14 protein-coding genes are annotated in these 15,252 nt (G+C 34.3%); 7 read left to right on the top strand and 7 right to left on the bottom strand.

The window, feature by feature from the left end:
• Positions 1–64 precede the first annotated feature (64 nt).
• Both ACUN28_RS26410 and ACUN28_RS26415 read left to right on the top strand, forming a co-directional pair.
• Entirely contained in the window at positions 65–1,030 is a 966-nt protein-coding gene (locus ACUN28_RS26410) for an ABC transporter substrate-binding protein (RefSeq protein WP_016137018.1), read from the top strand.
• A gap of 381 nt (positions 1,031–1,411) precedes the next feature.
• The gene (locus ACUN28_RS26415) at positions 1,412–2,761 is read left to right on the top strand and encodes a peptide MFS transporter (RefSeq protein WP_000338305.1); all 1,350 of its coding nucleotides are present in this window, start codon (positions 1,412–1,414) and stop codon (positions 2,759–2,761) included.
• A 38-nt stretch (positions 2,762–2,799) separates the two neighbouring features.
• Here the strand turns inward: ACUN28_RS26415 and ACUN28_RS26420 are convergent, their stop codons facing one another.
• Together ACUN28_RS26420 and ACUN28_RS26425 are read right to left on the bottom strand one after the other, a co-directional pair.
• Positions 2,800–2,979, bottom strand: coding sequence for an acid-soluble spore protein H (locus ACUN28_RS26420; RefSeq protein ID WP_016089345.1), 180 nt, complete (start codon positions 2,977–2,979; stop codon positions 2,800–2,802).
• Positions 2,980–3,170: 191 nt separating this feature from the next.
• On the bottom strand, positions 3,171–3,458 hold the full coding sequence (locus ACUN28_RS26425; RefSeq protein ID WP_016089346.1) for an ArsR/SmtB family transcription factor: 288 nt from the start codon (positions 3,456–3,458) through the stop codon (positions 3,171–3,173).
• Between the two features lie 796 nt (positions 3,459–4,254).
• On the opposite strand from ACUN28_RS26425, the gene ACUN28_RS26430 reads away from it, so the two are divergent.
• Positions 4,255–5,874: an L-lactate permease gene (locus ACUN28_RS26430; protein WP_016089347.1), complete on the top strand. Its 1,620-nt coding sequence runs from the start codon at positions 4,255–4,257 to the stop codon at positions 5,872–5,874.
• A gap of 40 nt (positions 5,875–5,914) precedes the next feature.
• On the opposite strand, the gene aspA is transcribed toward ACUN28_RS26430, so the two are convergent.
• From aspA to gloA2, 3 genes are all read right to left on the bottom strand, one after another.
• Positions 5,915–7,348, bottom strand: a complete 1,434-nt coding sequence (aspA, locus tag ACUN28_RS26435; RefSeq protein WP_016137016.1) for an aspartate ammonia-lyase — start codon at positions 7,346–7,348, stop codon at positions 5,915–5,917.
• A gap of 172 nt (positions 7,349–7,520) precedes the next feature.
• The gene (locus ACUN28_RS26440; RefSeq protein WP_016089349.1) at positions 7,521–8,819 is read right to left on the bottom strand and encodes a hemolysin family protein; all 1,299 of its coding nucleotides are present in this window, start codon (positions 8,817–8,819) and stop codon (positions 7,521–7,523) included.
• A 107-nt stretch (positions 8,820–8,926) separates the two neighbouring features.
• Positions 8,927–9,313: an SMU1112c/YaeR family gloxylase I-like metalloprotein gene (gene gloA2 / locus ACUN28_RS26445; protein ID WP_016089350.1), complete on the bottom strand. Its 387-nt coding sequence runs from the start codon at positions 9,311–9,313 to the stop codon at positions 8,927–8,929.
• Between the two features lie 91 nt (positions 9,314–9,404).
• Here gloA2 and ACUN28_RS26450 point away from each other — a divergent pair, with 91 nt between their 5' ends.
• From ACUN28_RS26450 to ACUN28_RS26460, 3 genes are all read left to right on the top strand, one after another.
• Positions 9,405–10,583, top strand: a complete 1,179-nt coding sequence (locus ACUN28_RS26450) for a NupC/NupG family nucleoside CNT transporter (protein WP_016089351.1) — start codon at positions 9,405–9,407, stop codon at positions 10,581–10,583.
• A 332-nt stretch (positions 10,584–10,915) separates the two neighbouring features.
• Positions 10,916–11,932 (top strand): LCP family protein, encoded by a 1,017-nt coding sequence (locus ACUN28_RS26455; RefSeq protein WP_016089352.1) that lies wholly within the window; start codon positions 10,916–10,918, stop codon positions 11,930–11,932.
• 234 nt (positions 11,933–12,166) lie between these two features.
• Positions 12,167–13,429, top strand: a complete 1,263-nt coding sequence (locus ACUN28_RS26460; protein WP_016133586.1) for a VanW family protein — start codon at positions 12,167–12,169, stop codon at positions 13,427–13,429.
• A 36-nt stretch (positions 13,430–13,465) separates the two neighbouring features.
• Here the strand turns inward: ACUN28_RS26460 and ACUN28_RS26465 are convergent, their stop codons facing one another.
• Both ACUN28_RS26465 and ACUN28_RS26470 read right to left on the bottom strand, forming a co-directional pair.
• Positions 13,466–13,738, bottom strand: a complete 273-nt coding sequence (locus tag ACUN28_RS26465) for a hypothetical protein (RefSeq protein ID WP_016089354.1) — start codon at positions 13,736–13,738, stop codon at positions 13,466–13,468.
• Between the two features lie 15 nt (positions 13,739–13,753).
• A complete protein-coding gene (locus tag ACUN28_RS26470) occupies positions 13,754–14,272 on the bottom strand; it encodes an RNase A-like domain-containing lipoprotein (RefSeq protein WP_016137015.1) in 519 nt (172 codons plus the stop codon).
• Positions 14,273–14,670: 398 nt separating this feature from the next.
• Between ACUN28_RS26470 and ACUN28_RS26475 the strand changes: the two genes are divergently transcribed.
• Complete coding sequence (locus ACUN28_RS26475; protein WP_016089356.1) at positions 14,671–15,219, top strand: TVP38/TMEM64 family protein; 549 nt, start codon at positions 14,671–14,673, stop codon at positions 15,217–15,219.
• The last annotated feature ends 33 nt before the right edge of the window (positions 15,220–15,252 follow it).

Genomic DNA, 15,252 nt, shown 5'->3' on the forward strand with positions numbered 1-15,252 from the left:
GACTATGAAGTATTAATATCATGCTTGCTATTGAAAAAACTTCTCAGTATGTAGGGGGTACATAATGAAATTTATGCAAAAGAAATCGTTTACAGTATTTGTATTTTTACTAGCCTTTTCACTACTTTTAAGTGCTTGTGGAAAATCAAATACGAAAGAAGAATCAAAAGAAGATACGAAAAAAGAAATGATTCCTGTGGAACATGCAATGGGTAAAACAGAAGTTCCTGCTAATCCAAAACGTGTAGTTATTTTAACAAACGAAGGAACTGAAGCTTTACTTGAACTAGGTGTGAAACCAGTTGGGGCTGTAAAATCTTGGACTGGTGATCCATGGTATCCACATATTAAAGATAAAATGAAAGATGTAAAAGTTGTTGGTGATGAAGGACAAGTGAACGTGGAAACAATCGCTTCTTTAAAACCAGACTTAATTATCGGTAACAAAATGCGTCACGAAAAAGTGTACGAGCAACTAAAAGCAATTGCGCCTACTGTGTTCTCTGAAACGCTACGTGGTGAATGGAAAGATAACTTCAAATTTTATGCAAAAGCATTGAATAAAGAAAAAGAAGGTCAAAAGGTTTTAGCTGATTACGAATCACGTATGAAAGATTTAAAAGGCAAACTTGGAGATAAAGTAAACCAAGAAATTTCTATGGTGCGCTTTATGCCTGGTGATGTTCGTATTTATCACGGTGATACATTCTCTGGTGTTATTTTAAAAGAACTTGGATTTAAACGTCCTGGTGATCAAAATAAAGATGACTTTGCAGAGCGTAACGTATCTAAAGAACGTATTTCTGCCATGGATGGTGACGTATTATTCTACTTCACATTCGATAAAGGAAACGAGAAAAAAGGCTCTGAATTAGAAAAAGAATATATCAATGATCCGCTATTTAAAAACTTAAATGCAGTGAAAAATGGTAAAGCATACAAAGTTGACGACGTTATTTGGAATACAGCTGGTGGTGTAATGGCTGCTAACCTACTATTAGATGATATCGAAAAACGCTTTGTTAAATAATATTTCCCTAACCAGCTCCCCTTCTATGGAGCTGGTTATTTTTCAATTCACTTAAATGTCACATTATTTCATTTTGTATTTTTATTCCCAATATGTTATATTATAAAAGTAAATAGAATATATTTTCTCTATATCAGAATAAATATTTTAATCTAAATTTTCTGATTAATCACTATTTTATTTTCTTTTAGAATTCAATTATTACATTTGAAAACGCTTATCATCTCGTTTTCAGGGCAAAATACAGTAACGGTCGAAGTAAAATAGAACTTTTTTAGAAATTTTCTTTCTATTTCCATATAATTCTATTGACTTCTAAATATTTTGTAAATTAAAATGATTACATAAATATCCGTTATACAGGATTAGGGGGAAACAAAAATGGATGCAGCTTTAAAATTAGACAAAGCTGGAGAGCAACAATCACCAAAAAAACATCCACCAGGGTTATACTTGTTGTTCTTTACAGAGGCATGGGAAAGATTTAGTTATTACGGAATGCGTGGCTTATTAGTTCTTTATTTAACAACGAGCTTAGTAAGCGGCGGTTTAGGATTTGATAAAGCAGTTGCAGTACAAATTTACGGTATTTTCACAATGCTTGTATATTTCACACCTATTATTGGTGGCTGGTTAACTGACCATTTCATTACGAAGCGACACGCCATTACTATTGGTGGTATCATCATGGCAATTGGTAACTTTGTACTATTTTCAATGAATACGAAAACTGGACTATTTTTAGGATTAGGATTATTAGTTATCGGTAACGGATTCTTCAAACCAAATATTTCGACTTTACTAGGTCAATTATATAGCGACAACGATTCTCGTCGTGATAGTGCTTTCACTATCTTCTACATGGGAATTAACTTAGGAGCTCTTATCGCTCCATTCATTTGCGGTTACTTCACAGATTACAAATATGGATTCTTAACAGCTTGTATCGGTATGATCATTGGACAGGTTGCTTTTAATTTCTTAGCACCTCGTTACTTAGGAACAATTGGTACAACTGTTGTAGGTAAAAAGTCTAAAGAAAAAACTGCAAAAGTAATTGAAAAAAAACCTTTAACAACACAAGAGAAAAAACGTACAGCTGCAATTTTAATTTTAACTTGTTTCGTTGTATTCTTCTGGGCAGGCTTTGAACAAGCTGGTAGTTCTTTAACACTTTACACAGATAAGTTCGTAGATCGTACAATTGGTGGATTTACAATTCCAACACCTTGGTTCCAATCTGTAAACCCACTATTCATTATCTTGCTAGCATTACCTGTTTCAGCTTTATGGATTAAGCTTTCAAAAACAAAAAATGGTGATTTAAAAATCCCAACAAAAATGGCACTAGGTATGATTTTACTAGGTATTGGATACTTAGTTCTAACTTTAGCTGTTTTAAAAACTGGTAGTGATGAAGGTAACATTACAATGAAGGCAAACTTACTATTCATTGTATTCACTTACATGTTCCACACAATCGGTGAATTATTCTTATCACCAATCGGATTATCTATGGTTAGTGCAATCGCTCCTGTTAAATTAGCTTCTTTATTAATGGGTGTATGGTTAGCTGGTACTGGATGTGCAAACTTCTTAGCAGGACAATTAGCTGCTTTCACTCAATCTTTAGGATATTTAGAAGTATTCGCAAGCATCGGTGTTATCGTAATTGTACTAGGATTAGTACTTCTTATGTTCTCTAAAAAAATTGCACATATGATGGAATAACAAAAAAGACGCTTCTACAAGTAGAAGCGTCTTTTCTATTACTTCTCCTCTAAAGCATTCACGCTCACGTGAACGCTTTCTCCAGGATTAGATACATCATACACTTGAGCAACCCCACTCTGCTCGTCACAGCTCTCAATCCATACAGGTACGCCCTCATATGTAACGTCAATTCTACTTGAAGAAGATAAGATTTGTTTCACACGTTTTACATCCATACTACTATTCCTCCTTTTACTTACTACACTCCTTTCTATCTTTTCTTTTCCCTTTAGAATATATTCCATACAGCAGCATGTTTATTGATAGCCTTTTCTTCCTTACGTGCTAATCTTTACTCTCTTGTTATCTTTCTGACAAATAAAAAAAGACGTATATTCCACACGCCCTTTTCCATAATATTCAAATTTTAAGAAAATAATGTTTTTACAACTTCGCTTACTTTATCATTATGAATTTGATAATACACTTCTAATCCTCGTCTTTCAAAGCGCACTACTTTATTTTGTTTTAATTTCGTTAAATGTTGCGAAACCGTTGATTGTGGAATTTCTAATACTTCCTGTAATTGTGTTACGTTACAAGTTCCACGTTTCATTAGTTCCATTACTAGACGTAGACGCAACGGGTGCGCTAACGCTCTTAACATTTGTACATCTTCTTCTGAAATACGACATTCGAATTGATTTTGGCTCATAAAGTTCCCCTCATTTTCGTTTTTATTTTCTTTTTATTTATTTATATATCTGTTCTTATATTTCCTGTTACGACATAACTTTATCAACTTATAAAGCCGAAATTTTTTTCCATCTTAACCAGCAAAGAACTCAGGAAAAAATCCCTGCTGATTTTGAATATTATACTATATGATATAACGAAAAAGCAAAACAACGGACTGCAAATACTTTGCTTGCAAACGTTGTTTTATCAAGCTTTTTGTTATATTTTCACCTCATTGAAACGTGCGGTAATGATATCGTAAAATACCATCTATAATTGATAACCTTTCGTAAAATAGTTGGAGCATATTTAACCTCTTTGTTACACTAAAAGGAATTTTCAGTAAAAAGATTCAATGTAATATTAAAAATTGACTTATTGTTTTTTTAATTAGTATTGTAATCACTTGGACTGTTATTCGAGACCTCTTATTAAATATACATGATTCCCCTTTCCAACTAGATCAAATGGGATAAGCATGTCACGCCTATCAAATCTTAAGTATTCCAACACCCTATATACTCGATACCAAGGCATCAGCTAATAAAAAGAATATGTAAATAATTTATACAATGCACTCAAATATACTTGAGTGCGCTTTTTGTCTACTTTATGAACAAAGTATTTCTTTTAACACTATTATGGAATAATTATACTTTTTTACGTTGACAATAGTGTTGAAGGAGAATATACTAAGCATGTAAGTTGATTGTGAATAGTTTCACAAATAATGTGAATTTCTTCACATAAAATAGATAGGAGTTGTCATTATTATGAGTACTTGGACACAAATTTATGACCCATTAAACAATATTTGGTTATCTGCACTCATCGCAGCACTACCAATTTTCTGCTTCATCATTTGTTTAATGGGACTGAAAATGAAAAGTTATATCGCTGGGCTTTACAGTGTGATTGTCGCTATTATTCTTGCTATATTTGTTTATAAAATGCCAGCAACAGTAGCTGTAGCATCTGCCGGATTCGGTGTTTTATCTGGGTTTTATCCAATTTGTACTATCGTTATCGCAGCAATTTTCCTTTACAAATTAACTGTTAAAACAGAGCAATTCAACATCATTCGTGATAGTATTTCAAGCATTACAAATGATCAACGTTTACAAGTATTATTAATCGCTTATTCTTTCGGTGCTTTCTTAGAAGGCGCAGCTGGGCTAGGGGTTCCAGTTGCTATTACAGCTGCATTACTTGTAGGTATGGGCTTTAACCCATTAAAAGCAGCAGGTATTTGTTTAGTAGCTAATATCGCTGGTGGTGCTATGGGTGCTATGGGTATCCCAGTTACAGTACCAGCACAATTAACTGAGCTAGACGCATTAACTATCGGTCGTCAAACTGTTCTTATTTTACCATTCATTAGTATTGTTTTACCTTTCTTACTTGTTTCAATGGTCGATGGAATTAAAGGTATTAAAGAAACTTGGCAAGGTATTCTTGTAAGTGGTGTTTCTTTCGCAATTACTCAGTTCCTTGTAACTTACTTCTTAGGTGCAGAACTTACTAATATTTTCGCAGCCGTTGTAAGTATGGTTTCTCTTGCATTATTCTTACGTGTTTGGCAGCCAAAATCTTCTTCTAAAGAAGAAAAACAAGAAAAACAAGAATCTCATACATTCAATCAAATTTTATATGCATGGTCTCCATTTGTATTCTTAACTGCATTCGTAACAATCTTTAATTTAAAACCAATTAAAGCTTTATTTGCTCCGGATGGTGCACTAGCAAACTTAGTATTTAACATTCAGTTCCCTGGTCTTCATAATGCTGTTATGAAAACTACACCAATTACAAAAGCAGATACACCTTTCGCAGCTGTTTTCAAATTCGATGTATTTTCATCTACAACTACTGCAATCGTATTAGCAATTATCGTTTCACTTATCGTGTACCGCGTAAAAGGTAAAATGGTTAAAGAATTAATAGTTGAAACAATGAAAGAACTAAAAGCTCCAGTATATACAATCTGTAGCGTTATCGCTTTAGCTTACGTAGAGAACTACTCTGGTATGTCATCTACACTTGGACTTGCATTCTCTTCTACTGGTAATGCATTCCCAGTTCTTTCTCCAATCTTAGGATGGATTGGCGTATTCATTACAGGATCAGTAGTATCAAGTGGTTCATTATTTGCACCGCTTCAAGCAGTAACTGCAGATCAATTAAACATCGTTCCTTCTACTCTTGTTGCATTAAACGTAGTAGGTGGTACAATGGCAAAAATGGTTTCACCACAATCTGTAGCAGTTGCTTGTGCAGCAGTTGGACTAGTTGGTAAAGAATCTGCCCTATTTAAAACAGCGATGAAATACAGTTTAATCTTCTTAGCTATTATTAGCTTACTTCAATTAAATGCTGTATTTAATATCTTTTAAAAATAAAACACCGATCCAAATGGATCGGTGTTTTTTCAAATTACATCTTCTTATTCTTTAATAAAGAAGCACCAGCAATTTCCGGATGCGTCATTTCAAATGGATCTAAAATAATATCCAATTCTTCTTCTGTCAGTACACCATGTTCTAAGCATAACTCCCTAACAGATTTTCCTGTTTCAATTGCTTCACGTGCAATACGAGATGCTGCTTCATAACCAATATGAGGGTTAACTGCTGTAATAATTCCAACACTTTTCTCAACATATTGCTTCAGCAATTCTTCATTTGCCGTAATTCCTTTAATACAATATTCACGGAATACACGGAATCCGTTATTCATAATACTAATAGATTGAATTAAATTAAATACGAGTACAGGCTCCATTACGTTTAACTCTAATTGTCCTGCTTCTGATGCTAAGCAAATTGTATGATCATTACCAATTACTTGGAAAGCAACTTGATTGATTACTTCTGCCATAACAGGATTTACTTTACCTGGCATAATAGATGAACCTGGTTGACGAGCTGGTAATTGAATTTCCGCCAATCCAACACGTGGACCAGATGCCATAATACGAAGGTCATTCGCAATTTTAGACATATTCATCATACATACTTTTAATGCTGCAGATACTTCTGTGTATGCATCTGTGTTTTGCGTTGCATCAACTAAATGTTCTGCACCAACAAGTGGAAATCCGCTAAATGTTCGCAAGTGTTTAACCACTTGTTCAATGTACGTAGGGTTTGCATTTAATCCCGTACCAACAGCCGTCGCCCCCATGTTCACTTCATATAAATGTTGGCGAGACTGTTTAATTCTTTTTATATCACGCGCAAGCACACGGCTATACGCTTCAAATTCTTGTCCAAGACGAATCGGAACAGCATCTTGTAAATGTGTACGCCCCATTTTAATAACGTGGTCAAACTCTTTGGCTTTTTCACGGAAAGCAGAATGAAGTTCTTCCATTGTAATAAGAAGTTCTTCCAACATCATAAGAGTTGCGATATGAATTCCCGTTGGAAACGCATCATTCGTTGATTGAGCCATGTTCACATGCGTGTTTGGGCTAATTTTCGCATACTCACCTTTTTCATATCCCATACGTTCTAACGCTCGATTAGCGATTACTTCATTTGTATTCATATTAATAGAAGTTCCAGCACCGCCTTGGATGGGATCCACGATAAATTGATCATGGAATTTTCCATCAACAATTTCTTGCGCTGCCTCTGCAATTTCATGTCCAATATCTTTAGCTAAGTAACCAGTATCCATATTTGCAAGTGCCGCCGCTTTTTTCACAATTGCCATTGCCGTAATGAGTGACGGATGAATGCGATATCCTGTAATCGGGAAGTTTTCTACAGCACGTAATGTTTGTACACCATAATACGCTACACTCGGTACTTCCTTCTCACCTAAAAAATCTTTTTCTATACGTATATCCTTCGTTGCTATCATTTTCATCACCTATACTTTTCATTCTAAATCCTTATCTAAAAAATTCGCCCTCTAAAAATACGAGTATCATTCAGAAGAATTTTTCAGTATCCACCTTCACTATATAGCACCTTTTTTGAAAGCGCAAACATTTATTTTTCTATATATACCTTTTATAAATATTTATAGAAAATCATCCTTCTACCTTCTTTATTTCCACTCGTTTAATTTGATGCATATCCTTTTCAAGAACTTTAAAAGAAAAGCCGTGTTTTTCAATAATATCTCCTTCAGCAACGATTTGCTTTTGTACCATAATCCAGCCACCAATTGTATCTACATCATCAGCGATTAAGTGTATGCCAAATAAATCATTCACTTCACTAATAAGCACTTTTCCCTCTACGATTTTACACCCCTCACTTATATGCTCTATAGGCGGGTGTTCATCTTCATCGTATTCATCTCGGATTTCTCCAACAATTTCTTCTAAAATATCTTCTAGTGTAACAATCCCCGCTGTACCACCATATTCATCATATAATACTGCTAATGGGATTCGTTTTCTTTGCATTTGTAATAACAAATCATGAATGGGGATATTTTCTAACACTTCAATAACTGGCCTTGTATATGGCGTAATCGAGCACTCCTCATCTCGATTACCATCCATATAACGAATAAATAAATCCTTTACATTAACCATCCCAATGATTTCATCTTTATCCTCACCAAATACAGGATACCTCGTATATTTTTCTTGTGCGATTATTTTAATATGTGTTTCAAATGGTTCGTCCTCATATAAACCTACAACTTCCGTACGAGGTACCATAATTTCCTTTGCGACTCTATTATCAAATTCAAAAATATTATTTACATATTTAAATTCCCTTTGATTAATCTCCCCGCTCTCATAACTCTCAGATAAGATTAATCGTAATTCTTCCTCCGAATGAGCTACTTCATGTTCAGAAGCGGGATGTAATCCGAATAACCCTGTTACAAGCCTTGCAGAACCATTTAAAGCCCAAATAAACGGATACATTACTCGGTAAAAGTAAATAAGTGGCTTCGATAACAATAAACTAACTTGCTCTGCTCTTTGTATAGCAAACGTCTTCGGAGCAAGTTCACCAATGACAACATGTAAAAATGTAATCACTGCAAAGGCAATAATAAACGAAACTGTACTGGAAATTGCAGGAGATAAATGTAATTTTAAAAACAACGGTTCAAGTAAATGCTTAATGGTCGGCTCTCCTAGCCACCCAAGCCCTAAAGCAGTAATTGTAATACCTAACTGACATGCTGATAAATACTCATCTAAATTCGAAGTTACTTTTTTAGCTGCCAATGCTCCTCGTCGTTTTTCACTAACGAGTTGATCAATACGACTGCTACGCACCTTAATAATTGCAAATTCAACAGCTACAAAAAAACCTGTTAATGCAATAAGGATGGCTACCATCAGTAATTTTAAAATATCCACATATGCCCTTTAGCTTTCTTAGCTAAAGTTACACCTCCTTTAAAAAAGAAGTTTCACTTTAGTTTCTTCATTTACGCAAAAGCAACCCTATATAAAATTCACCAATTTCAAACCTCATACAATTCTAAAGGTAGGCCGTCAGGGTCTTGGAAAAAGACGAATTTTTTTCCGGTTATTTCATCCATACGTATCGATTCAGTCTCAACACCACATTGATTTAAATGTTTCACAGCTTCTTCTATATTTGTAACAGCAAATGCTAAATGTCTAAGTCCAGCAGCTTCTGGGAAACTTGGACGCTTAGGCGGACTTGGAAATGAAAATAATTCAATTTGATACTCTTCTCCTACACATAAATCTAATTTATAAGAATCTCGCTCTGCTCTGTATACTTCATTTATCACTTTAAAACCTAATATCCTAGTATAAAAATCCTTTGATGTTTCATAATTCGAACAAATAATTGCAACGTGGTGCACTCTACATATATTCATGTTCTCTCTATTCCTTTCTTTACCAAAGATGCATATTCTCCCTTGAAATGAAAAACATATATAGCAGAATATCTTTTTTAGGGGGCTTACTATGAAATTTATTACTTTTTTCGTCGGACTTATCGTTGTTTTCTTCCTTGCTTATATTGCTAGCAACAATAAGAAACATATTAAATTTAAACCAATTTTCATCATGCTTATTATACAGTTGATTTTAACCTATTTATTATTAAATACAGAAATCGGCCTCATACTTATTCGGTTCATTTCCAGTCTGTTTACAAAGCTACTCGAGTATGCTGCTGATGGTATAAACTTCGTATTTGGCGGTCTTGCCAATAAAGGTGAAATGTCATTTTTCCTTACTGTCTTATTACCAATTGTCTTCATTTCCGTCTTAATTGGTATACTACAACATTTCAAAATACTTCCATTTTTTATTCATTGGATCGGTTACTTCCTTAGCAAAATAAATGGTCTTGGGAAATTAGAATCTTACAACGCTATCGCATCTGCCATCGTCGGCCAATCAGAAGTTTTTATTACGGTAAAAAAACAATTAGCTCAAATTCCAAAGCACCGTCTTTATACACTTTGTGCATCTGCCATGTCAACCGTATCTATGTCTATCGTAGGTGCCTATATGACAATGATTGAACCTAAATATGTAGTAACCGCACTCGTTCTCAATTTATTTAGTGGTTTTATTATCGTACTCATCATTAACCCTTACGACGTGAAAGATGAAGAAGATATTTTAGAAATTAAAGGCGAAAAGCAAAGCTTTTTTGAAATGCTCGGCGAATACATTCTTGATGGTTTTCGTGTAGCCATTGTTGTTGGCGCTATGCTCATCGGATTCGTCGCATTAATGAGCTGCATTAATGACCTATTCCTTATTATATTCGGCATTACTTTCCAGCAATTAATCGGCTACGTATTCGCGCCTGTTGCATTCCTTATCGGTGTACCAAGTTCTGAAATTGTCACAGCTGGTAGCATTATGGCAACGAAGCTTGTAACGAATGAATTTGTAGCAATGATGGACCTTAGTAAAATTTCTAATAGCCTTTCTCCCCGTACAGTTGGTATTATTTCTGTTTTCCTCGTTTCTTTTGCCAATTTTTCTTCTATCGGCATTATTTCAGGTGCGGTAAAAGGGTTAAACGAAGAACAAGGAAACGTTGTTGCAAGGTTTGGTCTTAAATTACTATATGGAGCTACTCTCGTTAGCATTTTATCTGCAATTATCGTAAGCATTATGTTGTAATTAGGTAAAATTTTATCATTTTCTTATCCCTATCTTTTGTATACAATAACGAATAGATATCTTATAAAGTGAAACTTTAATCAGAGGGGGGATTTCCCCCTCTGATTATTAGTTGAACCAATCGGGTCTTTACGGGCAGTTATCTCCCACCTAACTTCCTTGCATTCGCTGGACCTTGAGGTGGGAGTTTTACTGCCCGTTAATACGGGATAAATAATCAAGACATCTATTTTTTATACATGTACAATCGCTTTTATTTAGCGTACAATGTTTTCTATGTGTTTGAATACGCTTCTAGATGTATACACTTTGATAGTTTTAAAGGAGAAAAAATGATGAAATCCGATATGAACAAAGATACCCGAGCCAAAAAAGGGCGCCCAAAGAAAAAACGCCTACTTTGGTTCCTTCTTATTCCATTACTGATTATAGCACTTGGAGCAGGAGGCTACTCCTTCCATATATACAGTAAAGCAAAATCTGTTTTAAGTAACGCCTATTCTGAACTAGGACGCGGAGATAAATCCAGCAAACGTGAAAAAGCCGTTAAACCTATGACTGACAACATTTCCGTACTTATTATGGGTGTTGATGAAAGTGATATTAGGGACAAGAATTACGGAAAAGCAACTCGTACGGATGCGCTATTACTTGCAACAATTAATAAAAACGATAAATCTGTTAAGCTTGTCAGTATTCCACGTGACTCACGTGTCTATATTAAATCACGTGATAAATACGATAAAATTACACACGCGCACGTATTCGGTGGTGTGGACAGCACGATTGATACCGTAGAGAACTTTTTAGATGTTCCAGTTGATTACTATGTAAAATTCAACTTTAAATCATTTATCAAAATAGTTGATTCCCTTGGTGGTATTACTGTCGACGTTCCGGTTGAGTTCACAGAACAAAATAGTAAAGACGAAGCAGGTGCAATTCATCTGAAAAAAGGACGTCAACATTTAAATGGAGAAGAGGCATTAGCACTAGCTAGAACTCGTCATATCGATAGTGATTATATGCGCGGTCAACGACAACAGCTTGTTTTAGAAGCTATTGCTGAAAAAGCACTATCTCTTAATTCCATTAATAAAATCGGTGGCCTATTAGACGCTGTCGATAAAGACTTAAAAACAAACTTAACTTTTGATGATATGATGACCATTGCTAAAAATTCAATGGATTCAGATTTAAAAATGGAGAAAATGCAAGTAGAAGGTACTGATAAATATATAGGTGGTATTTATTATTACGTTCCAAACGAAAAAAGCGTCAATAATATTTCGACAACACTACAAGAACATCTCGGTGTTACGAATAAAAATGAACATAAAAAATTATAATAAAAAGGCTGCTAGATCTTTCTAGACAGCCTTTTTATTATAATTTTCAACATATTTCTCGTACATATTGTGACAAAAAGAGACAATTATTACAGCAGTGTAACATTTTTTATGAAAACATTACACACATAGTGAAAATAATAGTATACTAGTACGTACATAATGTTATTTTCATCATTTTTATACAAAAAATGTAATACATATATTTATACAAAAATTCCTGGGGGGAAATAAATGAAGCTAAGTAAAATACTGATCGGTTCTGCAATTGCTGGAGGCATATTACTTTGTGTAGGCGGTGTTGGTGGATATCAATATGTATCCACATTAAATAATCAATTAGATACTACTGCATTACCACATACTACATTTGAAGGTATTTCTCTCGATGGAAAAAATAAAACAGATATTCAAGCCATAATTAATCAAAAAATAACTGAATTAGATCAAAAATCTCTTACCTACATATTCCAAAATGATAAACAAACTTACACATGGAAAGATTTAGGAATGAATTATAAAGAGAAAGATATTGTCGACAAAATCTTTAAAGAACAAGAAGGAAACGCAATAAATCGTTACAAAATGCGGAAGCAAGCTGAAAACGGTGAATTAAAACGTGACTATAAATTAACACCTCAATTAAATACAACTGCTTATGAAAGCTTTATGAAAGATAAATATAATGAAACATTAAAAAATCCCGTTAATGCAGAATTAAGTGTTGAAGGCTCTACAGTAAATATTAGCCAAAGTCAAAATGGAGAAAAAATTGATAAAGGAAAGTTAACTGATTTAACGAAGCAGGCCATTACTTCTGGCACATCAGACGTTACATTACCAGTTACACTATTAAAACCTGAACGATCTACAGAAGATATACAAAAAATGGGGATTAAAGAAGTAATCGCTGAATACTCGACCCCAATGGCTGGTCGTAACGGGAATCAATCCTTTAACGTAAATAAGTCAGCTAATACTTTAAGTGGAGTTATTGTCGCACCTGATGAAACATTTAGTTTTAATGGCCGCGTTGGCGTAACGGATGCTGCACATGGCTATAAATCCGCAGCCGTATATTCACAAGGTAAAGTTATACAAAGTGCTGGCGGAGGCGTTTGCCAAGTTAGTAGTACTTTATATAGCGCCGCTTTAAGGGCAGATCTAGGAATTGTTTCTCGAAGTAATCATTCTATGCCTGTAAATTATTTACCACTTGGTCAAGATGCAGCAGTAGCAGATTATGGTCCAGATTTAAAATTTAAAAACAATACAGGCAATCATATTTATATTCAAGCATTTTCAAATGGAGGTAGTATTACTACACGCATTTTCGGTACAAATACTGGTAAAAACGTTGAAGTTTCTTCTCAAGTAATTAGTAGGACTAATGATAAAATAACAGCAGTTACGTATAAAAAAGTAACACAAAACGGTGAAGTAGTATCTAATGGACAAATTTCAAAAAGCGTATATAAAAGCGCTCCAACGCAATGAGGTACTATCAAACCAACAAAAAAAGGCGTGATCTACTCACGCCTTTTTCTTTTGCACTAATAATAAAAAGGTTGCAAGATGGTCTTTCGTTTCTTCTAAAGACCACATACGATTTCCTTGCTTCGCAGCTAATACGCACGCCTCTTCCCAAGCATCCTTTTTCTTCATATATAATAATTCATCGCGTAATTTCAAAACAATCTCTTCGTCTTCTTGCTCTATAAATTCTTCCATCACGCCTACTATTTCATCTTCATGGATACTTAACGTACAATACGATTTGAGAAAATATTGTAATGTCGTATACATATTTACTCCCCCTTCTTATTTATCAGATGGATAAGAAGTAATGATCTTATATCCTAAATCTCCTGACTTATCTCTCGCTAAAACAGTAACAGTTTTTACTAGCTTGTCTTTTACATTCATATTTTTCTTTATTACCGTTTTTCCAACCGGGAATGAATGAGTTGTATTTAATACGAGACGAGCTTCTTTAGAATTTTTTAACCAATCTTGAATTTCCTTATCATGTTGCTTCAAACTATCTTTTACAGCTTTCGTCGCTGTTCCCTTATCATAGTATGTACTTGCCGCTGATACTTTATCTGTCTTCAAACGATTCTTTAAATCCTCTTCTGATTTGCCCACATGTCTTTCAATCGTGTGACCATTTTTAGGTGGTCCTTCCATTTCATCTAAAATATTATCACTAATTTTTTCTACCGATGTCGATTGATTCCCTGTTTGTTTCTCTGTTTTTTGTTCTTTTCCTGCACATCCACTTAAGATCAGCATTAATGCCAATAAACTAGCCAAGAAAAGACTGCTTATTCGTTTCATCATATCACCTCTTTCATGATTATTATCGTAACTTCACTAAAAGTCAATTTCACACAGAAAAAACATACACATTTTTTAAATTCCTCATCTATTTTGCCATATTACCACCCTAGTTTCATCAAACCACTATTTTCGACCTCCCCATAAATATACCCCTATGTTTTTGTGATTATTTCCCGAGTTGAATACCCCGTAAAAACACTAAATAAACCTTTAAATACAAGGTTTATTTAGTGTTTTTAAAACATGTAAAATATACCCCTACTTTTACATACCTAATACCCTTATAAGGTATGTAGATGGTGTCCCGTCAACGTTTTCCTACATTATGTAAATTTGCACTTGCCTACACAATGGAAATATGGTGTAATGCAAAAAAAGATAAAGGATTTTAAACAATGGCTGAAACAATTCAAAACTTCTTAACAGACTATTATTCAATCGCAATTCCACTTAGTATCTTAATCAACATCATCATCAGTCTTTTAGGTTTTATCCCTAGTATTTTTTTGACCGCCATTAACATACAGCTCTTTGGCGTAGTAAACGGCACAATCATTTCGATTGTAGGTGAGGCCTTAGGGGCTATTATCTCGTTTTATATTTATCGTATAGGCCTTCAAAAGTTCACTCACGATCAAGTAAATAAGCATCCTAAGGTAGAACGTCTTCTTTACGTAGAAGGTAGAGAGGCCTTTCTACTCGTCCTATCTTTTCGCTTTATTCCATTCATTCCGTCCAGTATTGTGACTTTATTTGCGGCTCTAGGCAAAATGTCATTACTATCCTTCAGTATTGCCAGTACAATAGGTAAAATACCGTCCTTATTGATTGAAGTATATTCTGCATACCATGTTATAAACGGTACAAATGAAGCAAAGTGGATTGTAACAATCGCAGGTTGTATCGGATTGTATTATTTGTGGAAAAAATGGAGAAAAAAATAAAGAAGGAGCCTATGCTCCTTCTTTATTTTTGAG

The sequence above is a fragment of the Bacillus sp. WC2507 genome, from assembly GCF_052656125.1.